Origin of the sequence: Streptomyces sp. NPDC007907 (genome assembly GCF_042959365.1) — a bacterium.
Classification (GTDB): Bacteria; Actinomycetota; Actinomycetes; order Streptomycetales; family Streptomycetaceae; genus Streptomyces; species Streptomyces indiaensis.
The window spans coordinates 24,069-49,399 of record NZ_JBIBKR010000008.1 but is presented as its reverse complement, the minus strand read 5'-3'; the positions used below and the strand labels follow the sequence as shown (position 1 = coordinate 49,399).

At 72.8% G+C, this 25,331-nt stretch carries 14 protein-coding genes and 2 pseudogenes; 10 read left to right on the top strand and 6 right to left on the bottom strand.

Annotated features, from left to right (window positions below):
• Positions 1 to 75: 75 nt before the first annotated feature.
• The 4 genes from ACFZDI_RS29760 to ACFZDI_RS29745 all read left to right on the top strand — a co-directional run bounded on the left by ACFZDI_RS29760 (position 76) and on the right by ACFZDI_RS29745 (position 7,348).
• The gene (locus ACFZDI_RS29760) at positions 76 to 1,224 is read left to right on the top strand and encodes an ROK family glucokinase (protein WP_234845678.1); all 1,149 of its coding nucleotides are present in this window, start codon (positions 76 to 78) and stop codon (positions 1,222 to 1,224) included.
• A complete protein-coding gene (locus tag ACFZDI_RS29755) occupies positions 1,221 to 1,802 on the top strand; it encodes a sugar kinase (protein WP_234845677.1) in 582 nt (193 codons plus the stop codon). Before ACFZDI_RS29760 ends, ACFZDI_RS29755 begins: the two co-directional genes overlap by 4 nt.
• Positions 1,803 to 1,909: 107 nt before the next feature.
• Positions 1,910 to 4,780: an SNF2-related protein gene (locus ACFZDI_RS29750; RefSeq protein WP_391254600.1), complete on the top strand. Its 2,871-nt coding sequence runs from the start codon at positions 1,910 to 1,912 to the stop codon at positions 4,778 to 4,780.
• Positions 4,781 to 4,864: 84 nt separating this feature from the next.
• A complete protein-coding gene (locus ACFZDI_RS29745) occupies positions 4,865 to 7,348 on the top strand; it encodes an SWIM zinc finger family protein (protein ID WP_391254598.1) in 2,484 nt (827 codons plus the stop codon).
• A 191-nt stretch (positions 7,349 to 7,539) separates the two neighbouring features.
• Here the strand turns inward: ACFZDI_RS29745 and ACFZDI_RS29740 are convergent, their stop codons facing one another.
• The 3 genes from ACFZDI_RS29740 to ACFZDI_RS29730 all read right to left on the bottom strand — a co-directional run bounded on the left by ACFZDI_RS29740 (position 7,540) and on the right by ACFZDI_RS29730 (position 10,987).
• Positions 7,540 to 9,111 (bottom strand): oleate hydratase, encoded by a 1,572-nt coding sequence (locus tag ACFZDI_RS29740; protein WP_391254596.1) that lies wholly within the window; start codon positions 9,109 to 9,111, stop codon positions 7,540 to 7,542.
• A 198-nt stretch (positions 9,112 to 9,309) separates the two neighbouring features.
• On the bottom strand, positions 9,310 to 9,732 hold the full coding sequence (locus ACFZDI_RS29735; protein ID WP_391254593.1) for a hypothetical protein: 423 nt from the start codon (positions 9,730 to 9,732) through the stop codon (positions 9,310 to 9,312).
• 40 nt (positions 9,733 to 9,772) lie between these two features.
• A complete protein-coding gene (locus tag ACFZDI_RS29730; RefSeq protein ID WP_391254590.1) occupies positions 9,773 to 10,987 on the bottom strand; it encodes a globin domain-containing protein in 1,215 nt (404 codons plus the stop codon).
• A 429-nt stretch (positions 10,988 to 11,416) separates the two neighbouring features.
• Between ACFZDI_RS29730 and ACFZDI_RS29725 the strand changes: the two genes are divergently transcribed.
• The 5 genes from ACFZDI_RS29725 to pflA all read left to right on the top strand — a co-directional run bounded on the left by ACFZDI_RS29725 (position 11,417) and on the right by pflA (position 17,448).
• Complete coding sequence (locus tag ACFZDI_RS29725; protein ID WP_391254587.1) at positions 11,417 to 12,322, top strand: universal stress protein; 906 nt, start codon at positions 11,417 to 11,419, stop codon at positions 12,320 to 12,322.
• Between the two features lie 26 nt (positions 12,323 to 12,348).
• A complete protein-coding gene (locus tag ACFZDI_RS29720) occupies positions 12,349 to 13,254 on the top strand; it encodes a universal stress protein (RefSeq protein WP_391254584.1) in 906 nt (301 codons plus the stop codon).
• Positions 13,255 to 13,548: 294 nt separating this feature from the next.
• Positions 13,549 to 13,989 carry a pyridoxamine 5'-phosphate oxidase family protein gene (locus ACFZDI_RS29715; RefSeq protein WP_234847460.1) on the top strand — a complete coding sequence of 147 codons (441 nt, stop codon included), beginning with the start codon at positions 13,549 to 13,551 and terminating at the stop codon, positions 13,987 to 13,989.
• A 454-nt stretch (positions 13,990 to 14,443) separates the two neighbouring features.
• Positions 14,444 to 16,705 carry a formate C-acetyltransferase gene (gene pflB, locus ACFZDI_RS29710; protein WP_391254580.1) on the top strand — a complete coding sequence of 754 codons (2,262 nt, stop codon included), beginning with the start codon at positions 14,444 to 14,446 and terminating at the stop codon, positions 16,703 to 16,705.
• A complete protein-coding gene (gene pflA, locus ACFZDI_RS29705) occupies positions 16,702 to 17,448 on the top strand; it encodes a pyruvate formate-lyase-activating protein (protein ID WP_234847462.1) in 747 nt (248 codons plus the stop codon). Before pflB ends, pflA begins: the two co-directional genes overlap by 4 nt.
• Positions 17,449 to 17,877: 429 nt before the next feature.
• Here pflA and adhE read toward each other — a convergent pair whose 3' ends face one another.
• The 3 genes and pseudogenes from adhE to ACFZDI_RS29690 all read right to left on the bottom strand — a co-directional run bounded on the left by adhE (position 17,878) and on the right by ACFZDI_RS29690 (position 24,213).
• Positions 17,878 to 20,598: a bifunctional acetaldehyde-CoA/alcohol dehydrogenase gene (gene adhE, locus ACFZDI_RS29700; RefSeq protein WP_391254576.1), complete on the bottom strand. Its 2,721-nt coding sequence runs from the start codon at positions 20,596 to 20,598 to the stop codon at positions 17,878 to 17,880.
• Between the two features lie 337 nt (positions 20,599 to 20,935).
• A pseudogene (gene ppdK, locus ACFZDI_RS29695) lies at positions 20,936 to 23,606 on the bottom strand (pyruvate, phosphate dikinase).
• Between the two features lie 36 nt (positions 23,607 to 23,642).
• Positions 23,643 to 24,213, bottom strand: a pseudogene (locus ACFZDI_RS29690) (alcohol dehydrogenase catalytic domain-containing protein).
• Between the two features lie 387 nt (positions 24,214 to 24,600).
• On the opposite strand from ACFZDI_RS29690, the gene ACFZDI_RS29685 reads away from it, so the two are divergent.
• A complete protein-coding gene (locus ACFZDI_RS29685) occupies positions 24,601 to 25,293 on the top strand; it encodes a response regulator transcription factor (RefSeq protein ID WP_234847465.1) in 693 nt (230 codons plus the stop codon).
• Positions 25,294 to 25,331 lie beyond the last annotated feature (38 nt).

Below are 25,331 nucleotides of genomic sequence, written 5' to 3'. Positions count from 1 at the left end.
CGCACCCGTACACGGCGACGGCGGGTTGTTGCCCCGCTCCGCACCCTGCCTCCCCGTGAGGCAGAATCGGGCGCGATGAGCACCTACCGCGACTTCACCGCCCCCATCGGCTCCCGCCGTGCCACGGCCCTGCGCACCGTCGGCACCCGGGAGCGCCGCTCGCACCTGACGGCCCCCCGCGTGCCCACGGTCGGCATCGACATCGGCGGTACGAAGGTGATGGCGGGCGTCGTCGACGCCGACGGCAACATCCTGGAGATGCTCCGCACGGAGACCCCGGACAAGTCCAAGAGCCCCAAGGTCGTCGAGGACACCATCGCCGAGCTGGTCCTGGACCTCTCCGACCGGCACGACGTGCACGCCGTCGGCATCGGCGCGGCCGGCTGGGTGGACGCCGACCGCAACCGGGTGCTGTTCGCCCCCCACCTGTCCTGGCGCAACGAACCGCTGCGCGACCGCCTCTCGGGCCGGCTCTCCGTCCCCGTCCTCGTGGACAACGACGCCAACACCGCCGCCTGGGCCGAATGGCGTTTCGGCGCCGGCCGCGGCGAGGACCACCTCGTCATGATCACCCTCGGCACCGGCATCGGCGGCGCGATCCTGGAGGACGGCCAGGTCAAGCGCGGCAAGTACGGCGTCGCCGGCGAGTTCGGCCACATGCAGGTCGTGCCCGGCGGCCACCGTTGCCCGTGCGGCAACCGCGGCTGCTGGGAGCAGTACAGCTCCGGCAACGCCCTGGTCCGCGAGGCCCGCGAGCTGGCCGCCGCCGACTCACCGGTCGCCTACGGGATCATCGAGCACGTCAAGGGCAGCATCGGCGACATCACCGGCCCGATGATCACCGAGCTGGCCCGCGAGGGCGACGCCATGTGCATCGAGCTGCTCCAGGACATCGGCCAGTGGCTCGGCGTCGGCATCGCCAACCTCGCCGCCGCCCTCGACCCCTCCTGCTTCGTGATCGGCGGCGGCGTCTCGGCCGCCGACGACCTGCTGATCGGCCCGGCCCGGGACGCCTTCAAGCGGCACCTCACCGGCCGCGGCTACCGCCCCGAGGCCCGCATCGTCCGGGCCCAGCTCGGCCCCGAGGCCGGCATGGTCGGCGCCGCCGACCTCGCCCGCCTCGTCGCCCGCCGCTTCCGCCGCGCCAAGCGCCGCCGCGTGGAGCGCTACGAGCGCCTCGAGCGGTACACGCAGTCGCTCCGCAGTACCCAGGAGACGCCGTGACCGCCTCCCTGCCCCACCAGGGCCCCTGGTCCGACGAACCGGGCCGGCCCGCCGAGGACCGCCGCCACATGATCCGCCGCAGGTCCCTCACCCTGCTGATCATCGTGCTGCTCATCGGCATCCCGGCCGGCTACCTCGTGATCTCCGCGAACCAGAGCCGCGACAGCGGCAAGGACAAGGAGGCGAAGTACTCGGCGACCGGCCTCACCGCGGGCTGGCCCTCCAAGCTCCAGCGCCGCATCTACCAGGTGCCCGTCCCGCACCCGGCCTGGCACGTGGCGTACTACGAGACCAACAACTGGAAGACCAGCCGCCTCTACACCCAGTTCGAGACCAACGCGGCCGGCCTGGACGCCTACCTGACCGGCCTGGGTGTGACCCGTAAGGACCTCAAGCAGGGCGACGTCGCCATCGGTGCCCGCGACCGGAAGATCACCGGCTGGAAGTTCGCCACGACCGACTCCTGGTACGGCTTCGTCCACAGGCAGAAGAACCCGGCACCCACCCACGACGTGGTCGTCGACCTGTCCAACCCGGCGTACCCCTGGGTATACGTCGTCTCCCGGACCGTGCCCTGATCCTGCCGGACCGTGCCCCGACCCAGCCGCCGGGGCCGATTGTCAGACCCCGCCCGTAGAGTCGGAGACAACTGATCCGACACCCGGGGCGGGAGGTGGCAGGACGTATGGCAGACACGGCTGTGATGGCCGAGCGGGCGGGGGAGACGACGGTCCCGGTCCGGCTCCCTGCCGTCTTCCTGCCCGCACCCCTGCCGCGCGAGGGGCGCATCGCCTTCTGGGACCCCGAAGGCGAACCCCTGCCCGCCCGCGGAGGCGGGGGCGCCGAGTCCGGCGGGGACGCCGCGGACACCGAGCTGACCGTCGTACGACGGCACGGCGCCACCGGCGTCCGGCGGCACACCACCCCCGCACTGACCCTCCCGCTCGACGCCGCCCTGCCGCTCCTCGTCCGCGCCCGGCACGACCCCGCGGCCCACCCCGCCACGGCCTGCTGGGGCGCCGCCGCCCTGCACGCCCTGCGGCTGACCGCCCGCGGCCGGCTGCTGCCCGGCCTCACCGCCACGGGCCACGACGCCTGGCGGGCCGGCCCCCTCGACCCGGACGACATCGCACACCTGCGCGCGGTGGCCGCCGCCCTGCCCTACGAGGGCCACGCCGTGCCGCTCCCCGGCCCCGGGCCGATCCACCTGCCCGAGCCGGAAGCGCTGGTGCGGGCTTTCCTCGACGCCGTCGCCGACACCCTGCCCCGCACCCCGGCAGCACCCCACACCTCCGGCCGGCCCTTCGCCGCCCGCGAGGCCACGCATCTGCCCACCGCCCACGACTGGGCCGCCGAGGTCGCCGCCGGGATGGACGCCGGCGTGCGGATCTCGCTCCGCCTGGACCTGTCGGCGTACGACCTGTTCGACGACGCCTCCGACGGCGGTGCCCGCAGCGCCGGCGCCGCGATCGTCCAGGTGCACAGCCTCGCCGACCCCACCCTCGTGGCCGACGCGGCGGCCCTGTGGGCGGGTGCGGCCGACGACGCCTTCGGCCCCCGCGCGCGCGTGGACGCGGCCCTCGCCGTCCGCCGCGCGGCCCGCGTCTGGCCCCCGCTGGACCGGCTCGCCGACCAGGACGTGCCCGACGTCCTGGCCCTGACCGAGGGCGAGGTCACCGACCTGCTGGGCATCGCGGCGACCCGGCTCGCCGCCGCGGGCGTCGCGGTGCACTGGCCCCGGGACCTCGCACAGGACTTGTCCGCGGCGGCGGTGGTCCGTCCCGCCCCCGGCTCGGCGACCGACGGCACCGGCTTCTTCGAGAGCGAGGACCTCCTCCAGTTCCGCTGGCAGCTGGCGCTCGGCGGCGACCCGCTCACCGACACCGAGATGGACGCCCTCGCCGAGGCCCACCGCCCGGTCGTCCGGCTGCGCGATCAGTGGGTGCTGGTCGACCCGGCGCTGGTCCGCAAGGCCCGCAAACGGGACCTCGGCCTGCTCGACCCGGTCGACGCGCTGTCCGTCGCCCTCACCGGCACCGCCGACGTCGACGGCGAGACGGTCCCGGCCGTCCCGGTCGGCGCGCTGGCCGCCCTGCGCGACCGCCTGACCGCGGGGATCCGCCCCGCCGAACCGCCCCCGCAGCTGCAGGCGACCCTCCGGGACTACCAGCTCCGCGGCCTCGCCTGGCTGGAGTCGATGACCTCCCTCGGCCTCGGCGGCTGCCTCGCCGACGACATGGGTCTCGGCAAGACCGTCACCCTCATCGCCCTGCATCTGAAGCGGGCGCGCAGCGAACCCACCCTGGTCGTGTGCCCGGCCTCCCTGCTGGGCAACTGGCAGCGGGAGATCACCCGCTTCGCCCCCGGCGTGCCCGTCCGCCGCTTCCACGGCCCGGACCGCAGCATGGACGGCCTGGACGGCGGCTTCGTCCTCACCACGTACGGCACCATGCGCTCGGCCGCCCCCGCCCTGGCCGAACGCGCCTGGGGCATGGTCGTCGCCGACGAGGCGCAGCACGTGAAGAACCCCTACTCGGCCACCGCCAAGGCACTGCGCACCATCCCCGCCCCCGCGCGCGTGGCCCTGACCGGCACGCCCGTCGAGAACAACCTCTCGGAGCTGTGGGCCCTGCTCGACTGGACCACCCCAGGACTCCTCGGCCCGCTGAAGTCCTTCCGCGCCCGGCACGCGCGCGCCGTGGAGAACGGCGAGGACGAGGAGGCGGTGGAGCGCCTGGCCCGGCTGGTACGGCCCTTCCTGCTGCGCCGCAAGAAGTCCGACCCGGGCATCGTGCCCGAGCTGCCGCCCAAGACGGAGACCGACCACCCGGTGCCGCTCACCCGCGAACAGGCCGCGCTCTACGAGGCGGTGGTCCGCGAGTCGATGCTCGCCATCGAGACGGCCGAGGGCATGCCCCGCCGGGGCCTGGTGCTGAAGCTCCTCACGTCGCTGAAGCAGATCTGCGACCACCCCGCGCTGTTCCTCAAGGAGGAGCACACCCCGGCTTCCGGCGACCGGCTCGCCGCCCGCTCCGGGAAGCTCGCCCTGCTGGACGAGCTGCTGGACACGCTGCTCGCGGAGGACGGATCCGCCCTGGTCTTCACCCAGTACGTCGGGATGGCCCGCCTGATCACCTCGCACCTGGCGACCCGGGCCGTCCCGGTCGACCTCCTCCACGGCGGCACGCCGGTCCCCGAGCGGGAACGCATGGTGGACCGCTTCCAGGCGGGTTCGACACCGGTCCTGGTGCTGTCGCTCAAGGCGGCCGGCACCGGCCTGAACCTCACCCGGGCGGGCCACGTCGTGCACTTCGACCGCTGGTGGAACCCAGCGGTCGAGGAACAGGCGACCGACCGTGCCTACCGCATCGGCCAGACCCAGCCGGTGCAGGTGCACCGCCTCATCACCGAGGGCACCGTCGAGGACCGCATCGCCGAGATGCTCCAGTCCAAGCGCGCCCTGGCCGACGCCGTCCTGGGCTCCGGCGAGTCCTCCCTCACGGAGCTGACGGACCGGGAGCTGTCCGACCTGGTGTCGCTGCGGAGGTCGTCATGACCCCCAGCGTGCGCTGCGAACCGCCCCCCCCGCCCTCCCCGCGGAGTACGTCATGAGCGCCCGCCCGCGCCCGGGGAGGACGACATGAACGCCCGCCCGGCCGACGAGGCCCGCCGTGCCCTGCGCGAGGCCCGGGAACGGGCGGCCCAGGATCCGGCCCCGGCCGCCCGTCCGGAGCCGCCGTCCCCGGCCGGGGGAGCGGCAGACCATGGGGCGCCCAGACCGGCAGACGTGGCCCGCGAGGCGCTGCGCAGGGCGGTGTCCGAGCAGCGGGGAAGCGGGCGGGTGGACGCAGACGCCTTCAAGTCCGCCGATGCCTTCGAGCTGGCGGCGTCCTCCGTGCCTGCCGCTTCCTCCGAGTCCGCCGAAGCCTCCGCCGACGCCGATGGTTCCGGGGCGGCCGCCGGTGAGGGGGTCGGTGGCGGTGCGCCCCAGGACACCGGCGCCACCGAACGCTCCGGCGGGCAGGAGGAGAGAATCGCCCCCGAAGGGAACCGTGGTGATCGCCCGGAGGGCGCCGACGCACCGCGTGCCGGCGAGGTGCCGCCCGAGGGCTTCCCGGCGGCCGTGACGCCGGAGCCGCCGGCACCCGGTGACCCGCACACGACCCCTGTGGAGGCCACGTCGGCCGGGGCCGCCCCCGCCCCACCCACCGGCCGGGCGGGGACCGGGCGGAGAGCCGCAGACGTCGCGCGCGAGGCGCTGCGCGCGGCACGGGACGACGCGCGGCTGGCTCGGGAGGAGACGGAGCGGGAAGGCGCCCGCCGCAGGCGCCGGGCCCGGCAGAGAGCCGTGGACGACAGGGCGGCGGCTGTGCGACGGGCGGGCGCGGACGCACCTGGCCCGGGTCCGCGTGACGTGGGGCGGCTGCTGTCCGGCGCATTCCTGATGCCGGACCTGCGGGACACGGCTTCCGAGGACGAGCCCACGGCCGACGGGTCCGGCGGCTCCGCCCGTATGACCGACCTGCTGCACGGCGCGGGCGACCGAGCGGCGGGGAGCTCGCGGCGGTCCGGCCCGAGCGTGCCGGCCCGGGAGACGCCCGACAACGCCCGCAGCCCGAGGCCCCGGATCGAGCCCGCCCCGCTCGGGACGGGCGGCTCGGCATCCCGTGATGCCGGCTCGGACCTGCCCACCGCCGACCGGACCCCCCGTCCCACCGACGACCGGGCGACCCGCGACTCGGACTCGGCCCGCCACACCGGCGCCTCCTCTCCTCCGGGCTCCGCACCCGTCGGCCCTGAGCCGCCCGCGGCCCCGGCCACCACCTCGACGACCCGCGCCCCTCGGCCCACCCGGACCCCTCGCTCCATGGCCGCCCCGGCGCGCGACCACGAACACCGCCGCACCTTCCCGCCCCTCCCACCCCGGGACGGCGACCGCTTCGCGGAGAGCTGGTGGGGAAACGCCTGGGTCGAGGCGCTGGAACAGGGCGCGCTGGACGTGAAGCGGCTGGAGCGCGGGCGGGGTTACGCGGGGCAGGGGCATGTCGACGCCATCACCGTGACGCCCGGACTGGTGCTGGCCTACGTCCAGGGCAGCCGCCCCCGCCCCTACCGCGTCCAGGTACGCCTGCGCACGCTCGACGACACCGACTGGGACCGTTTCCTGGACGCCGCCGCCGACCGCCCCGGCCACATCGCGGCGCTGCTCGACAAGGAGATGCCCCAGTCCCTCGCGGAGTGCGGCGTGCCGCTCCTGCCCGGCGCCGAGGAGCTGGAGCCCCACTGCAGCTGCCCCGACCGCGCCCACCCCTGCAAGCACGCGGCCGCCCTCTGCTACCAGACCGCCCGGCTGCTCGACGCCGACCCCTTCGTCCTGCTCCTGCTGCGCGGCCGGGGCGAGCGGGAGCTCCTGGACGCGCTGTCCCGGCTGAGCGCCACCCGCGCGGCGCGCGCCGCGCAGGACAAGGGGCCGGCGCCCCTGCCGGGCGTGCGAGCGGCCGAGGTCCTCGCCTCGCGCGCCCTCGCACCCCTGCCCGCTCCACTGCCTCCGCTCGCGCACCCCGAACAGCCCCCGGCCTACCCGGCGGCCCCCGGCGGCCCGGACCCCTTCGCGCTGGACCAGCTGGCCACGGACGCCGCAGCCCGCGCCCACGCCCTGCTCGGCACCGGCCGCGACCCGGTCGGACAGCTGACCTTCTGGCAGGACGCGGTCCGGCTGGCCGCGGCCCGACCGGGCGCGGGACTCACCGCCGGCACACGGTCGCTGTACGCGTCCCTCGCCGCCGCGGCCGACCGCACCCCGTCCGAGCTGGCCCGCGCGGTCGCCGCGTGGCGCCAGGGCGGACTGGAGGGCCTCGCCGTACTGGAAGAGCCGTGGGACCCGCCCGCCGGGCGATTCGACCGGGCCAGGCCGCTGCTCCTCGCCGCCGACCTGCCCGCCTTCCGCCCCTGGCGCAATCACCTCACGCACCCCCACGGTCACCTTCAACTCCGCCTCGGCCGCGACGGGCTCTGGTACGCCTACGAGTCCGAGCCGGGCCACGACGACTGGTGGCCGAGAGGCACCCCCGACCCGGACCCGGTCGGCGCGCTGACCGGCCTCGGGCTGCCCGGCGACCTGTGACGGCGCCCCGGGTGCTGCCGGGCCCCTGACCGTGGCGACGGCGTGAGGATTGTCTGGCCGGTCCTCAGGGTGGTCGTCACGAGCGGCCACGCTCGTCGGGCCGGTCACTCGCCCGCGCCGTACGGCGACGCAGGTACCGGCGCCCGCATCGCGACGCCAGGCCGGGACGCGTCGGCCGGCCGTGATCCGGGTCACCGACGGTGCACGGTCTCCCATGCGGCGGCCAGGACACGGGGATGGTGACGGCCCGCGAGGACGGCGGGCGGGGGCTCGCCGAGGTCGAGGAGCCGGGCCACCGCTGTCCAAGCGGTGCGGACGGAGTACTCGACGGTGCCCGCGACGTCGTCCGGCACGTCGGCGAACGGTCCGATGAAGGCGAGGTTGACGGATCCCTCGGGCACCACCTCGGGCCGGTCGTCGCGGCGGCGGGCCAGGAACTGACTGGTGACGTACGGCATGAGACAGGGAACGACGGTGGAGGCCGTCCGGATCCGGTCGGCCACGGTCTCGTCGAACGGCAGATGGTGCAAGACCTCGTCGAGGATCTCCCGGCCGGAGCACATCGTCATGGGCTTGGGCGTGTGGTTGCCGGCGCGGCCGGGGTGCAGGGCGTAACCCCACCAGACCCGGACCCCTTCGGGCTGTCCCCGGTGGACGGGCCGGCGCGGGGCGGCGATGGTGAGCAGCCAGTTGGAGCCGGTGAGCGTCATCGGGCCGCCGCGGCCGGTCTCGCCACCGCTGAACTTCTCCAGCGCGTCGAGGAATGCGCTGTCGCGGGTGGTCACCGTGAACGACTCGCAGCGGGACTCCTTGACGTGCTTGTCGAAGGCGGCAGGGTCGCCGAAGTCCTCGCGCCCACGGGACAGCCGGTGCCACAGCAGCCAGGCGTCCGAGCGATGGGCGTGCGGGGGCGGTGCGCAGTGGTGCGAGCCGAGGCTGACGGCGTCGTCGATCGCACCGTTGGTGACCAGGACCAGGTCCTCTGGGGCCACCTCGATCCGCTCGTCACGGCCGCTGTGGGACAGGTGGATGCGCTCGACCCTCGTACTCCTGCGGCCCGGCGCGAAGCCGAGATCGGTGACGTGGGCTCCGGTCCGAACGGTCACGCCCTTTTCACGCAGCCAGGCGGCCAACGGCCGCACGATGGAGTCGTATTGGTTGCAGCGGGCGCGGTGGATGCCCGACATGGCGGCGAACTCGGGAAGGAGAGGGAGGAAGCGCCTGAGGCAGCGGCGGAACTCGATGGCGCTGTGCCAGGGCTGGAAGGCGAACGTGGTGCACCACAGGAACCAGAAGTTCGTGGTGAAGAAGTGCTCGCCGAAGCAGTCCGTGATGCGCTTTCCGTCCAGGTGCCCCTCGGGGGTGGCCAGGCAGCGGATCAGCTCCAGCCGGTCGCGCTCGGAGAACCCCGTCGAGCGGGTGTCGGCGATCTTCCCGTCGCCGTCGACGAGGCGGGCGATGCCTCCTCGCCCCGAGTCCTCGTCGCCGGACAGGATGTCCTCGATGACCGACACCGAGGGGTCGTCGAGGGTGGGAATGCCGGACAACAAGTCGTGGGCGCAGCGGAATCCGGACTCGAACATCCGACCGCCGAGCAGGGGGTGGCCGGTGGCGGCCGTGCCGCCCGCGTCCCCGCTGCCGCCGATGTTCCGCTGCTCCTCGAAGAGGTGGATGTCCGCTCCGTCGAAGCCACCGTCGCGGATCAGGAACGTGGCCGCGGCGAGCGCCGCTATCCCGCTGCCCACCAGATAGGCCTTCGCCATCACTCAACTCCTCGTTCTCGCCCGCTGATCGGGAACCGCGCGGCATCAGCGTGTCCCGCGTCCGTGAGGCCCGTCAGTGGGCCATTGGTCACCCTCGTGGGCTGAACGGCCCGCCGGAGCGGCCGCCATGTGCGGGCACGGGGAACCACGGGCCCGGCCGGTGGACCGTCACCGACCGGGCCTGTCCTCACCGCAGGCCTACGCCGGGTGAGAGTCCGTCGTCGTGCCGCTTCCCTCCGCGGGAGGCGGGGTGCCGGGGCCGCCGCGCCACGGCGGGGCCGAGGTCCGATGGCCGCTGTGTCCGGTGTGGGCCGCCTTGTCGATCTGGCGGCGCAGCCGGTCCTGGAGCCGGTCGACGACCTCACGGCCGGTGCTCTCCTCGGCGAGCACGACGACCTCACGCCGCCCGATGTGCAGCGACGCCGTCGCCGACCACGGACGGTCCACGTGATGAGCGGCCGCCTTCGCGAGCCGCACCTCGCCGCTGAGGGCGGGAACGCCCGGCCGGCCGATGACGGCGTCGATCTTCTCGCGGGCGTACGCCAGAGTGTCGTCGTCCACCTCGCCGTCCGAACGCACCAGCACGCCGGGCGCGGTGGTCTGGAAGTCATTGCCGGTCATGTCGCTTCCTTTCCTGGAAGTGCGGTGGGACCTCCGGTGTTCAGGCCCCCGGGCCGGGCAGCCACAGGTCGGGACCGAAGACCTCGTAGCGGATGCGCTGTGCCGGAATCCCGGCGCCCAGCAGCTGAGTGCGGACCTGGCGCATGAACGGCAGCGGGCCGCACAGGAACACCGTTGCGCCCTCGGGCAGTTCGACGCCGTCGAGGTTCATCAGGCCCTCGCGGGCACCGGGCTCCTCCGGGCCGGGCTGCTCGTACCAGAAGACCGCGCGGGCCCCCGGCAGTTGCCCGACCAGCTCACGTGTCTCGGTACGCAGGGCGTGGTCGGCGGGGGAGCGGTCGGCGTGCAGGACCAGGACCGGGCGGGTCGAGCCGAGGGCGGCGAGCCGGGCCAGGATGCCTGCCATCGGGGTGCCGCCGATGCCTGCGGAGACCAGGACGACCGGCGTGGCGGCGTCTGCCGGCTCGTCGAGGAAGACGTCCCCGAAGGGAGCGGAGAGCGCCAGTTCGTCGCCCTCGTGCACCCGGTCGTGCAGCAGGTTGGAGACCTCACCGTCCGGTGCTCCGGCCGCCCCGGCGACCCGCTTGACGGTGATGCGCCGGAGATTCCCGCCCGGGTCGGAGGACAGACTGTACTGGCGCAGCTGGTGCACTCCGTCGGGCATGCGCAGGCGGACGCTGACGTACTGGCCCGCCAGGGCCCGCGGCGCCGGCCGGCCGTCGGCGGGCCGGAGGAGGAAGGACACCACGTCCGGAGTCTCGGTGCGGCGCTCGACGACCGTCCACTGCCGCCAGATCCGGCCGGGCTCCACGCCCGCGTCCTGGTACAGGCGGGCCTCCCGGCCGATCAGGGCGCCGGCCATGAGCCAGTACACCTCGTCCCAGGCGGCCGCCACTTCGGGAGTGACGGCGTCGCCGAGAACCTCGGCTATCGCGCCGAACAGGTACTTGTGCACGAGCGTGTACTGGTCGTCGGTTACTCCGACGGCGGCGTGCTTGTGCGCGATCCGGTCCAGCATCGTGTCCGGGCGGGTGTCCGGATCGTCGAGCAGCGCGGTCGCGAACCCGGCGATCGAGCCGGCCAGCGCTCGGCGCTGGGCCCCGCTGGCCTGGTTGCCGCGGTTGAACATCCCGTCCAGCAGCTCGGGCCGATCACGGAACATCGCACCGTAGAAGCGCGTCGTGATCTCGTCGAGCGCGCCGGCCACGGCGGGCAGTGTGGCACGGACCACGGCGGCGGATTCTGCGGACAGCATGGTGCCTCCCGGACAGGGGCTGATGAGGGGGAGAGGCAGCTCCGATGGGGGCGGCCGTTTCCTGTGTATCAGGCACCGGGCGGCATTTCGGCGGCGTTCGCCGGTGCGGGGCGAAGAGAGGCCGAACGGCCCCATGGATCAGGGAACATCGGTCCCACGGCCCGGTCCGCCGCGGGGCCGTACGGCACCGGGACGACCTCCTGTCGGCTCTGTCCCTGCGGTCCCTCAGGGGCGCGCCCGAGCCGGGGCGCTCCGCCCGCGCCCGCGAGCCTCGCGCTGTGAGGGGGCCGGGCGGTCTGCTGCCGGCGGCACCACCTGGCCGGGAGCGTGGGGACCATTGGCCCCGGACCGGGGGACCTGCGGTCTCTGCACCGCGGCCTGCCCGCACCACCACCCTTGCATCGCAACCCGATTCAGGAGGTGGACAGCATGTCCCGCAACGTCACCGTGGGCCTCGACGGCTCGCCGGAGAGCCGTGCGGCCGCCGAGTGGGCGGCCCGCGAGGCCAAGCTGCGCGGCCTGCCGCTGCGGCTGGTGCACGTCTGGGAGCCCGTCCCGGAACCGATGGCGCAGGCCCCGCTGCTGGGCGCCGAGACACAGGCGCACTGGAGTGAACGGATACCGCGTGAGGCGGCTGAGGCACTCCGTCTGCGCCACCCCGGCGTGCAGGTGGAGGCGGAGCAGATTCCCGGGCGGCCGATGGACGCGTTGGCGAAGACGTCGAAGGACGCTGAACTGCTGGTCCTCGGCTCACGTGGGCTGAGTGGTGTGGGCGGATTCCTCGTCGGGTCCGTGGGCATGTCCGTGATCGCGCACACGGACACTCCCGTCGTCCTGGTACGGGCCGGGGGACAGGCCGCCGACGAACACGAGAAGGACCCCGCAGGTCTTCCCTCCGCCGCCACGCCGTACCGGCCGGTGGTGCTCGGCCTCGACACGGGCCACCCCGATGACACGGTGATCGCTTTCGCCTTCGAGGAGGCCGCCCGTCGCGACACCGCCCTGCGGGTCGTGCACAGCTGGAACCTTCCGCCCTATTTCGCCTACGGCCTGCCCGTCGACCTCGAGCTCAACACCGAACTGGGGCGGCAGGAGGCCGCCGCCCTCACCGCGGTGCTGCGGCCCTGGCGGCAGAAGTACCCGGACGTCCGAGTCGTCGAGGAGTCCCGTTCCGGCAGCCCCGCCAACCACGTCATCGACGCCTCCCGCGAGGCGTCCCTCGTCGTCGTCGGACGCCGGGTCCGCCGCAGCCCGTTCGGCGCCCACATCGGACCCGTCACGCACGCGGTGCTGCATCACGCGGCCGCCCCCGTGGCCGTCGTCGCGCACGACTGACCGAGCTCGGTGGAGGAGTGGAGATCATGAACGCGGCTGTCGAGCGATCCCTCGGCGGGCCCTTGGTCGTGGGCGTGGACGGCTCCGAGCCGAGTCTGCGGGCCGTGGACTGGGCGTCCGACGAGGCCGCGCTGCGCGGAGTGTCACTGCGGGTGGTGTACGCCTGCCTGTGGGAGCGGTACGAGGGTGCCGCCCTCGCCCGGGAGCTCGGCAGGCCGGCCGCGCTGCCCCTGGCCCAGGAGGTGGTGGGTGCCGCCGCCGAGCGGGCCCGCGGCCGGCACCCCGGTCTCCTGGTGAGCGCCGCCGTGGTGTTCGAGGAGCCGGAGTACGCCCTGGTCCGCGAGGGGCGGAACGCCTGCGCGCTGGTGGTGGGCACCCGCGGCCGCAGCGGCATCGCGGAGATGCTGCTCGGTTCCGTCAGCCTGGCCGTCGCCGCGCATGCCGACTGCCCGGTGATCGTGCTGCGCGGCAGCCACGACAACCAGGCGACGCCGCCGGTTCACGGCCGGGTCGTCGTGGGCGTCGGCGAGGACGCGAAGGCCTCGGCGGCGGTGAGGTTCGCCGCCGAGGAGGCGCGGCGACGCGGGGTGCCTCTGGAAGCCGTACGGGCCTGGCGCTGCCCCGCACACGAGAGCACCGACCATCCGCTGCTCGCCGGGGAACCCGCGCGGCTGCACGAGGAGCGGGCCGTCGAGCAACTCGAAGCGGCGCTCCAGGAGCTCCCGGCGGGTGTCGAGGTGCGGCGGCGCACCGTCGAGGGCCACCCCCGCCGGGTGCTGGCGGACGCCTCGCACCGTGCCGACCTCCTGGTCGTCGGCGCCCGGCGCCGCGAGGGGCACATCGGACTCCAGCTCGGCCGCGTGGCCCACGCGCTGCTGCACCACTCCGCCTGTCCGGTCGCGATCGTGCCGCACCAGGGGCACGACGCCTGACCGGTGCGTTCTGAGGCTCGCCGCCGAAACGGGGACGCAGGTCCGCACATTGCGCGGCGGGCACCCCCAGTCGGCCGAGGGGGGACCTTCCGGCACCGCACGGCGGCGGCACCTGCGGACTGCGGTCCGATGCGGGCACCTCTCCCGAAGGCCTGGGTCACCGGGGAGCCGTCGCGGCGTGACAGGGGTCGTTCTCCGGGGCGGCCGGGACCGATGGCCCCCCGGGTTCCCGTCCCACGCGGTTCAGGATGGAAAGCCGCAGTACCGCTGTACCAGGCTGAAGGCAGGTGGCTCATGTATCCCAACGACGGCTTCCGCGAACTCGGGCGGCAGGAGTGTCTGCGGCTGATGACCAAGGTGCCCGTCGGCCGCATCGTCTTCACGCGCGGGGCCCTGCCCGCCGTACTGCCGGTGAACTTCGGCCTAGACGACGACGGCGCGGTGCTGCTGCGCACCTCCGCGGCTTCGGATCTGGTCCGCGCGGTCGAGGGCGCGGTGGTGGCCTTCGAGGCGGACGACGTCGACGCGGCCCGGCAGTCCGGCTGGAGCGTTGTCGTCACGGGCTCCGCCACGGTGGTGACAGACGCCGCCGAGCACGAGCGCCTGGCCCGCACCGGCCCGGCCTCCTGGGTGCCCGCGCCGCAGGAGGCCTTCATCCGCATCGAGCCCGAGCTGGTCACCGGGCGTGAGCTGGTCGGCGGACGCACCCTGTATGGGGTGGACATCGGCACTTGACGGTCTCCTCCGGCCTTACCGGCGAGAGCCCGCTCGCCCGGCCCGAGGGGAATCCGCCCGGGGCCGTTCGCCCCGATGGGACGGGCCGCACGGCGTGCGGACGGGTTCCATCGGCCCCTGCCCCCGGCCGACGCGGGTGACGAGCATCTTTCGTGGACCCGCCGCGGGATCGGCCCCGCGGCCGGCCTGCCGGAGGTCGCCGACTGGTCGTGGGACGGCTGACGGCTTCCGGCAGGCCGTTCGCCGAAACCACCTCCTCTGCGCCGTCGTCCTCCTCGCTCCCGCGGTCGCGGGCGACGGCGCCGCCTGGGGTTGCTGACCGGGCTCAACGGCCCGGCCGTGAGGGACTGATGGCGCGCCCCTGGTGCGCCGACAGGCCCTCCCCGCAGGCAGCGCGGGCGACGAGCATCGACAGTGCAGAGATTCTGCGTGCGGAGTGAGGGAGAGACCGGCGATGACGGCAACGGTGACGGCTGGACCCCGGGCGACGACCGAGGCATGGCGAGGCTTCGCCGGCACGCGCTGGCGGGACCGGATCGATGTGCGCGACTTCATCCAGGCCAACTACACGCCCTACGAGGGCGACGCCGGCTTCCTGACCGGCCCGACCGAGCGCACCCGCGCGGTCTGGGGCAAGGTCAGCGCACTGTTCCCCGAGGAGCGGCGGCGCGGCGTCCTCGACGTGGACACCGCCACCCCGTCGACGATCACCTCGCACGCGCCCGGCTACATCGACCCGGACCGTGAGCTGATCGTCGGCCTGCAGACCGACGCCCCGCTCAAGCGCGCGATCATGCCCAACGGTGGTCTGCGGATGGTGGAGAACGGCCTGAAGGCGTACGGCTACGAGCCCGACCCCTTCGTCACCAAGGTCTTCGGCGGCTACCGCAAGACCCACAACGACGGAGTCTTCGACGCATACACCCCCGAGATGCGCGCCGCCCGCAAGGCCGGGATCATCACCGGCCTCCCGGACGCCTACGGCCGCGGCCGGATCATCGGCGACTACCGGCGCGTGGCCCTGTACGGCACCGACCGGCTCGTCGAGGCCAAGCGCGCCGAGCGTGCCCTGCTGGACGCACAGCCGTCCCGCCCTGACATCATCCGCGACCGCGAGGAACTGGCCGAGCAGATCAGGGCGCTGGGTGAACTGGCCCGGATGGCGGCCACGTACGGCTGCGACGTCACCCGGCCCGCCACCAACGCGCACCAGGCGGTGCAGTGGCTCTACCTCGGCTTCCTGGCCGCGGTAAAGGAACAGAACGGCGCCGCGATGTCGCTGGGCCGCACCTCGACGTTCCTGGACGTCTACCTCCAGCGCGACCTGGACGAGGGGACCATCGGCGAGACCCGCGCCCAGGAGCTGATCGACGACTTCGTGATCAAGCTGCGGATCGTACGGTTCCTGCGCACCCCCGAGTACGACGCCCTGTTCTCCGGCGACCCCACCTGGGTGACCGAGTCCATCGGCGGCGTCGGCGACGACGGCCGTCCGCTGGTCACCCGCAGTTCCTTCCGCTTCCTGCAGACCCTGTACAACCTCGGTCCCGCTCCGGAGCCCAACCTCACGGTGCTGTGGTCGCCCCGGCTCCCCGAGGGGTTCAAGCGCTTCTGCACGCAGGTCTCCATCGACACCAGCGCGATCCAGTACGAGTCCGACGAGCTGATGCGCCCGCGCACCGGCGACGACACCGCGATCGCCTGCTGCGTCTCCGCGATGGCCGTGGGCAAGCAGATGCAGTTCTTCGGTGCCCGCGTCAATCTCGCCAAGGCCCTCCTGTACGCGATCAACGGCGGCCGGGACGAGATGACCGGTGAACAGATCGCGCCCGCGGCGCCCGCGCTGACTCGCGATCACCTCGACTACGAGCAGCTGCGGGCCGCGTACGACCACATGCTCGACTGGCTTGCGGCCACGTACGTCGACACCCTCAACGTCATCCACTACATGCACGACAAGTACGCCTACGAGCGCATCGAGATGGCCCTGCACGACCACCCCGTGCACCGCTTCATGGCCTGCGGCATCGCCGGCCTCTCGGTCGCCACCGACAGCCTGTCCGCGGTCAGGTACGCCCGTGTGAAGGTCGTCCGCGACGCCACCGGACTCGCCGTCGACTACGAGATCGAGGGCGACTACCCGGCCTACGGCAACAACGACGACCGTGCCGACGCCATCGCCGCCGATCTGGTGGGGTCGTTCATGGCGAAGGTCCGCAAGCACCCCGCCTACCGGAACGCCGAGCACACCCAGTCCGTGCTGACCATCACCTCCAACGTCGTGTACGGCAAGCACACCGGCAACACCCCCGACGGCCGCCGCGCCGGCCGGCCCTTCGCGCCCGGCGCCAACCCCATGAACGGCCGTGACCGGCACGGCGTGGCGGCCTCGGCCCTCTCCGTGGCCAAGCTGCCGTACGAGGACGCTCGCGACGGCATCTCGCTGACCACGACGATCACGCCCGAGGGACTGGGGCACGATCCGGCCGAGAGGGCGGGCCACCTGGCCGGCATCCTGGACGCGTACATGGCCTCCGGCGGCTTCCACATGAACGTCAACGTCCTGGACCGCAAGACACTCGAGGACGCCATGGAACATCCCGAGAAGTACCCGGAGCTGACGGTCCGGGTCTCCGGGTACGCCGTCAACTTCGTCCGCCTGACCCGTGAGCAGCAGCTCGACGTGATCAGCCGCACCTTCCACGGATCGCTGTGAACACCACCGTCGAGCCGGTGACGGGCCGGGTCCACTCCTGGGACCTGTCCACGGGAGTGGACGGTCCGGGGACCCGGTTCGTGCTGTTCCTCAGCGGCTGCCCGCTGCGCTGCCTGTACTGCGCCAACCCGGACACCTGGCACCTGCGTGACGGCAGGCCGACCACCGTCGACGAGGTGATGGCCGAGATCGAGAAGTACCGGCCCTTCATCACCACCGCCGGCGGGGGGGTGACCCTCACCGGCGGCGAGGCCCTGCTCCAGCCCGCTTTCACGGCCGGGATCCTCCGCCGGTGCAAGGAGCTGGGACTGCACACCGCCCTGGACACCTCCGGTTTCCTCGGCGCCCGGGCGACCGACGCACTTCTCACCGACACCGACCTGGTCCTGCTGGACATCAAGTCCTTCGACATCCGCACCTACCGGAGGCTGACCGGCGGTGACCTCGCCCCCACCCTCACCTTCGCCACCCGCCTGGACCGGCTCGGCGTCACGGTGTGGATCCGCTACGTCCTCGTGCCCGGCTGGACCGACGACCCGGCGGCCGTGGACGGGCTCGGCGCGTTCCTCGCCGGGCTCGGCAACGTCGACCGGGTGGAGGTCCTGCCGTTCCACAAGCTCGGCGCCCACAAGTACGACGCGCTGGGCATCCCCTTCCCGCTGCGCGACACACCGGCACCGGATCCGGAGCTGACGGAGCGGGTGCGCGAGCAGTTCCGGGAGCACGGCATGCGGGCCCTGTGAACGGCGGGCACACCAGGGACGGACGGGCATCCGCGAAGCGCCCTGCGGTGAGATGACGCCTCGCGGGTGCGCCGGGTCAGGTCAGTGTGCTGCTGCCGCGGCCCGGAGGATGGACGAGGCTGCCGAGGTGATCGGGTTGTCCTCGAGGTAGTGAATGCCGTGCCCGGCCGCCCGGGCCGCCGTTGCGCGGGCGTGGGCCGGGGTGTTGGCGGTCAGGTTCCCTTGAGCGCGTCGGTTGCCGCCTCGCGCCGCACCATGGCGTCCACCGCGTCGTCATTCACCACGCAGGCCACGGTCAGGCCACTCGCGGCGACCGCCTCTTCGGCGGATCCAGGAACGCTCCGGCCAAAGCCCGGCCCATCATGGTTCAACCTGCCGGGCCTCAGCGAGGCGGTGGTCTCTCAAGGGGGGTGTTCGCGGAAGGGCCTCTCAGCCGGCGCGGGAAGTACCGGAGTCCCCAGGCGTGCCGGGCCGGCCGTAATAGGCCGCTCGCATGATCTCTTCCATGTCGTCGAGCATCGGCATCCGCGGATTGGCCGGCGCGCACTGATCCTCGTAGGCGTTCAGCGCCTGCTGGGACAGCGCGCCGAGGAAGCTGCGCTCGTCCACGCCGAGAGCCTTGAAGGACGCTTCGATACCGACCGCGTCGCGCAGACGCTCCGCGGCGCCGGCGAGCGACTCCACCCCCTCGGCCGGGGTCGCGGCGGCCAGCCCGAGGCTTCGGGCGATGTCCTGGAAGCGTTCGGGAGCGCGGTAGTTCTCGTACTTGGGCCAGCCGGTCAGCTTGGCCGGGACCGTTCCGTTGTAGCGGATGACGTGGGGGAGAAGCACGGCGTTGGTGCGGCCGTGGGCGATGTGGAAGGTGGCGCCGAGGGTGTGGGACATGGCGTGGACGATGCCGAGGAAGGCGTTTCCGAAGGCCATGCCCGCGATGGTGCCCGCGTTGTGCATCTTCTCCTGCGCGTCCGGGCGGGCCGCCCGGACGTTCACCGCCGCCTCGATGTTGCCGAAGACCAGACGGATCGCGTGCAGGGCGAGGCCGTCGGTGAAGTCGTTGGCGTAGACGGACACATATGCCTCGATGGCGTGTGTCAGGGCGTCGAAACCGCTGTCGGCCGCCAGCGCCGGAGGCAGTCCGGTGGTCAGGAGCGGGTCGACGATGGCCACGCTGGGCGTCAGCGCGTAGTCGGCCAGCGGGTACTTCTTGCCCGTCGCCGGGTCGGAGATCACCGCGAAGGGAGTGACCTCGGCGCCGGTACCGGAGGTGGTGGGCACACACACCAGGCGCGCCAGCTTGCCGAGCACGGGGAAGCGGAAGGCGCGCTTGCGGATGTCGGAGAACTTGTGCCGCATGTCCGCGAAGTCGACGTCCTTGCCGTCGGCCTGCTGCTCGTAGAGCAGCCACATCACCTTGGCGGCGTCCATGGGCGAACCGCCGCCCAGCGCGATGATCGTGTCCGGACGGAAGTCGCCCATGAGGCGGGCCCCTCGGCGGACGGAGTCGATGCTCGGCTCCGGCTCGACATTGTCGATGATCTGGACGGTCACCGGTTCACGACGGCGCTGCAGGACGTGGGTGACGCGGTCGACGAAGCCGAGGCGGGTCATGGTGGCGTCGGTGACGATCGTGACGCGGTGGAGCTCCGGCATGTCGGCGAGGTAGCGGATGGCCTGCGGCTCGAAGTAGATCTTCGGCGGGACCTTGAACCACTGGAGATTGTTGCGGCGGGCGGAGACCCGCTTGACGTTCAGGAGCTGGGGAGCGGAGACGTTGTTGGACACCGACGTGCTGCCCCAGGAGCCGCAGCCCAGGGTCAGGGAGGGCAGCAGGTTGTTGTAGATGCCGCCGATGGCCCCCTGCGAAGAGGGGGAGTTGACGATGACCCGAACGGTCTTCATGCGCTTGCCGTACGCCTCGGCGAGTGCACGGTCCTCGGTGTGGATGACGGAGCTGTGGCCCTGGCCGTGGAACGCGACCATGTCGGCGGCGAGGTCGAAGCCCTGCTGCTCGGAGCCGGCACGCAGCACGGCGAGGACCGGGCAGAGCTTCTCGCGGGTCAGAGGCTCGTCCGGGCCGACCCGTTCGGCCTCGACCAGGATGACCGACGTCCCGGCGGGGACGGTGAACCCGGCCTGCTCGGCGATCCATTGCGGGCTCCGGCCGACGGCTGCCGAGTTCACCTTCGGTTCGCATCCACCCCCAGTACCGGGCCGGGGGTGTCCCCCGTGCGAGGCGTCGGCGGGGAAGAGGAAGCGCTCCAGCTTCGCCTTCTCCTCGGCGGTGGCCAGATGGGCGTGCAGGGTGCGGAACTCGGCGAGGGCGGCGTCGTAGATCTCCCCGTCCAGGATGACGGCCTGCTCGGAGGCGCAGATCATGCCGTTGTCGAACGACTTCGACAGCACCAGGTCGTTGACGGCACGGCGCAGCTTCGCGCTCTGGTGCACATAGGCGGGCACGTTGCCGGCGCCCACGCCCAGGGCGGGCTTCCCGGCCGAGTAGGCGGCCTTGACCATGGCATTTCCGCCGGCGGCGAGAATGAGGGAGACACCGGTGTGGTGCATGAGTGTCCGGGTCGCCTCGACGGACGGGGTCTCGATCCACTGGACGCAGTGCTCCGGCGCTCCCGCGGCCACGGCGGCGTCACGCACGATCCGGGCTGCTTCGGCGCTGCACCGCTGGGCGGAGGGGTGGAAGGCGAAGACGACCGGGTTGCGGGTCTTCAACGCCATCAGTGCTTTGAAGATCGTCGTGGAGGTCGGGTTGGTGACGGGCGTGATCGCGCACACCACGCCGACCGGTTCCGCGATCTCGACGATGTCCTCGATGTCGTCGCGGGCGATGACACCGACGGTCTTCATGTGGCCCATGCTGTGCGTGACGTGCTCGCACGCGAACATGTTCTTCGCGGCTTTGTCCTCGAAGACACCGCGTCCGGTCTCCTCCACCGCGAGCCGTGCGAGCGCGGTGTGCCGGTCCAGGGCGGCGACCGACGCCTTGTTGACGATGTGGTCGACCTGTTCCTGGCCGAGCCCTTCGTAGTCGGCCAGTGCCTTGAGCCCGTTGGTGACCAGCCGGTCGACGGCGACGGCGATGTCCGACGGCGCCTCGGCGGTGGCAGTGTTCGCGGGTCGGTCGTCCTGGCGGGTCATGGGGGAGCCTCCGAAGTGGGGACGTGAAGCCGCACGGTCTGCGGCCGTACAGGAGCGGCGCTGCGGGAAGCGGCCGGGCTCCACCGCCAGCGTCTCTCGGGCACCGTTCCGCCGCGCAGGTCCTCCGGGTCCCGGGCGGGTGTCCGAACGGCCCGCGTCACCCGGGCCGGGTGGCCCCACTCCCTTGCCGCCCGGCGCAGATCCCGGCAGGGCGGTTCTCGGGCGGCCACGTGCGGGCGAGCCTGTCCGCAGGTGTGGCCGACGTGCTCGCGTGCCGGGAGCCGAGCGCGGTGCCGGGCCCCCGGGGGCTGCTCCCTGGATGAGCCCGGCGAGTCCGTCACCTGCTGTCGCCGCCCTCCGCCTCGGGCAGGGCGGCACGTCCGGCCTCCAGCCGCGCCACCGGGACGCGGAACGGTGAGCAGGAGACGTAGTCGAGTCCGGCGGCGTGGAAGAAGTGCACCGACTCCGGGTCGCCGCCGTGCTCCCCGCAGACACCGATCTTCAGGCCGGGCCGTGTGGCGCGGCCCTCGGCGACGGCGATGCCGACCAGACGGCCCACGCCGTCGCGGTCGATCGTCTCGAACGGGGACACCTTGAAGATGCCCTTGTCCAGGTAGGCGGAGAAGAACGCGGCCTCCACGTCGTCGCGGGAGAAGCCCCATGTGGTCTGAGTCAGGTCGTTGGTGCCGAAGGAGAAGAACGCCGCCTCTTCGGCGATACGGCCCGCGGTGAGGGCGGCCCGGGGCAGCTCGATCATCGTGCCGACCGGGCACTCGACAGGAACGCCCGTGGTCTTGCTCACCTCGGCCAGGACCTGCTCGACCTCCTGGCGGACGAGTCGAAGCTCCTCGACCGTGTCGATCAACGGCACCATGATCTCCGCCCGCCTGCTTGCGTTCGGCGACGGCCTCCGCGATCGCCCGCACTTGCATGGCGACCAGTCCCGGCGCCACCAGCCCCAGGCGGACGCCCCGCAGGCCCAGCATCGGGTTCTCTTCGTGCATGCGGTTGACGGCGTCGAGCAGTTCGGTGTCGTGCGCGCCGGGCGGGGATCCGTGGGCTTCGGCGGCGGCGATGCGTACGGCGAGTTCGGTGCGGTCGGGCAGGAACTCGTGCAGCGGCGGGTCGAGCAGGCGGATGGTGACCGGCAGGCCGTCCATCGCCTCCAGGATTCCGGCGAAGTCCTGCCGCTGAAGGGGGAGGAGGGCGTCCAGCGCGCGTTCACGTTCGGCATCGGTCCGGGCCAGGATCATCGCCTCGACCAGCTGCCGGCGGTCGCCGAGGAACATGTGCTCGGTGCGGCAGAGACCGATGCCCTCGGCTCCGAACCGGCGGGCGCGGGCGGCGTCCTGGGGAGTGTCCGCGTTGGCCCGGACACCCAGCCGCCGTACCCGGTCGGCATGGTGCATGGCGCGGGCCACGGCGTCGACCACGCCCGCCGAGCCCTCACCCGTCTCGAAGTACCGCATCACCGCGGAGTCCACCAGCGGAGCCGCGCCCTGGTGGACGGCGCCCTCCGAGCCGTCGACGGAGATGACCGTGCCTTCCTCGACGGTGGTGTCCCCCACGCTGAAGCGGCGCTCTCGCGGGTCGACGCTGAGGTCTTCGGCACCGCACACGCACACCTTGCCCATGCCGCGGGCCACCACCGCCGCGTGGCTGGTCTTGCCGCCTCGGCTGGTGAGCACCGCCTGGGCGGCGACCATGCCGGGCAGGTCGTCGGGGGTGGTCTCCTGCCGTACGAGAATCACCTTCTCCCCGGCCGCGGCACGCCGGACCGCCTCGGCGGAGTCGAAGACCACGGCACCGACGGCGGCGCCGGGCGAGGCGGGGATGCCGTGCGCAAGCGCCGGGCCGACCGCGTCGGTGTCGAAGCGCGGGAACATCAGCCGGGCCAGGGCTTCCCCGCCGACCCGTGCGAGTCCTTCGTCGGGGGTGATGAGTTCCTCGTCGATCAGTCCGGCGGCGATGGCGAACGAGGCCTCCGCGGTGCGCTTGCCCACCCGGGTCTGCAGCATCCACAGCCGGCCGCGCTCGATGGTGAACTCGATGTCGCACAGGTCGCGGTAGTGGGTCTCCAACAGGCCCATGTGGTCGCGCAGTCGGACGTACGCTTCCGGGTTCAGGTGCTTGAGCTGCTCCAGCCCGACGGTGTTGCGGATGCCCGCGACGACGTCCTCGCCCTGGGCGTTGGGCAGGTAGTCGCCGTACAGTCCGCGGTGCCCGGTGGCCGGGTCACGGGTGAAGGCGACACCGCTGCCGGAGTCGGGTCCGAGATTGCCGAACACCATGGTCTGCACGTTGACGGCCGTACCCAGGTCGTCGGAGATGTGCTCGCGTCGGCGGTAGAGGCGGGCCCGCTCGCCGTCCCAGGACTCGAAGACGGCCAGGACCGCCCGGCGCAGCTGCTCGGCCGGGGACTGCGGGAAGTACTCGCCGGTCTCGTGGCGGATCAGTCCCTTGTACGCCTCGACGAGTTCGGAGAGATCCCTCGCGTTTAGGCCCAGGTCGTCCACGGCGCCCCGGGCTTCCTTCAGGCGGACCATGGCGTTCTCGAACAGCGCACCGTCGACGCCCATGACAGTGCTGCCGAACATCTGCACGAGGCGGCGGTAGGAGTCCCAGGCGAAACGTTCGTCGCCGGAGGACTTCGCCAGGCCCAGGACGGATTCGTCGTTGAGGCCGACGTCGAGGATCGTCTCCATCATGCCGGGCATGGAGAAGCGGGCGCCGGAACGGACGGACAGCAGCAGGGGGTCGTCCGGCTGCCCCAGCCGCCGTCCGGCGGCCTTTTCCAGGACGGCCAGGTGATCGGAGATCTCGCGGATCAGACCCCCAGGTTCGGAACCGGTGGTGAGGAAGGCGCGGCAGGCCTCGGTGGTGACGGTGAAGCCGGGCGGTACCGGCAGACCCATGCGGGTCATCTCGGCCAGATTGGCGCCCTTGCCGCCGAGCAGGTCGGCCATGTCACGGCCGCCCTCGGTGAACGCGTACACGTAACGGACCATGACAGTGCTGTTCCTTCCCGCTTCGCAGGGGGCGGCTCACATCTCGAAGACGATGCGTGCCTTGATCCGGCCGGTCAGGACGTCGGCGATGGACTCGCCGACGCTCGCCGGGGGCCGGGTCTCATGGATGACCTCGGTGCGTCCGGCGGCATGCAGCCGGAAGACCTCGCCCAGGTCCTGGCGGGTGCCCGCGATGGAGCCGATGACGGAGGTGCCGTTGAGGACGGTGTCGAAGATCGAGGATCTTCCCGGCGTACCCGCCGTCCACGCTGTAGCCGGTGTTCCCCTGCTGCTCGCACAGCGTCTCCCAGCCGGACAGGCAGTGCTCGCGGCGCCCGCACGCCCAGCCCGGCCAGGGCACCGCCACGCGCTGCCCGACCGCCGGACGGGTCACGCCGTCGCCGAGCGCTTCGACGATGCCGACGCCCTCGTGGCCGGGGACGAACGGCGGGGTCGGCTTGACGGGCCAGTCACCGTGCGCGGCGCGGATGTCGGTGTGGCACAGCCCGGACGCCTCGAGCCGGATGCGGACCTGGCCGGGCCCTGGTTCCGGCCGTTCCTCGATCACCAGCGGCTCGCCGAAGGACCGGACGACTGCTGCCTTCATGGACCTCTCCTCGGACTCCGTCAGCGTGGTGTGGTTCAAAGAATCGACCGCTGCCCGGCGCCGCGGCAGGTGCTGGACGTCCTCGTGAGGGGGACCGGTCGGCCCTGAACCGTGCGCGCCACCGGACCCCCGGCCCGGCGGAACTCGCTCCGAGGGACGAGCCACGACGTGTGCCGGCAGGACGTGTGGTGGCAGCATGACGCCAGAGGGCGACCGCGCCCGCGTGCGGATCCGGCCCGCCGGACGACGCAGGGACCACCGGGCCAGTAGGGCCGACCGGCCCTGGCCCTTCGGCCCGGGATCACGCAAGATCTGCGGTAGACATGGACCGGGCGCACTCACGGGCGAAGCCCGGTGCGGATTCAGACGCAGAACGAGGAGTATCCGATGGCGGACGGCGAGCAGCCCGGCCCCGGCAACCCGATCCGGGTCTTCCTGCTGGACGACCACGAGGTGGTTCGGCGCGGGGTGCACGACCTGCTGGACGACGAGCCGGACATCACCGTGGTCGGCGAGGCCGCCAATGCCGAGCAGGCCCTGACCCGCGTGCCCGCCCTGCGCCCCCAGGTAGCGGTGCTCGACGTGCGCCTGCCCGACGGCGACGGGGTGACCGTGTGCCGGGAGCTGCGCTCACGCATGCCGGAGCTGGCCTGCCTGATGCTGACGTCCTTCGACGACGAGGAGGCCCTGCTGGACTCGATCATGGCCGGTGCCTCCGGGTACGTGCTGAAGCAGATCCAGGGCTCCGACCTGGTGTCGGCCGTACGCACGGTGGCCGCCGGCCAGTCCCTGCTCGACCCCAGCGCCACCGCCAAACTGATGGCCAGGCTGCGTCAGGGCCAGGAGCCGGAGCCCGAGCCCGACGCCCTGCCGGGCCTGACCGACCGGGAGCGGGAGATCCTGGCCCTGATCGGCGAGGGCCTCACCAACCGGCAGATCGGCCAGCGGCTCTACCTCGCCGAGAAGACGGTGAAGAACCACATCTCCCGGCTGCTGGCCAAGCTCGGTGTGGAGCGGCGCGTCCAGGCCGCCGTCATCGCGACCCAAGCCCAGGACCGGCTGAAGCAAGAAGGCCACTGACACCGATGCGGGGTCCGCCGCGGGGCCGAACGTCCCGC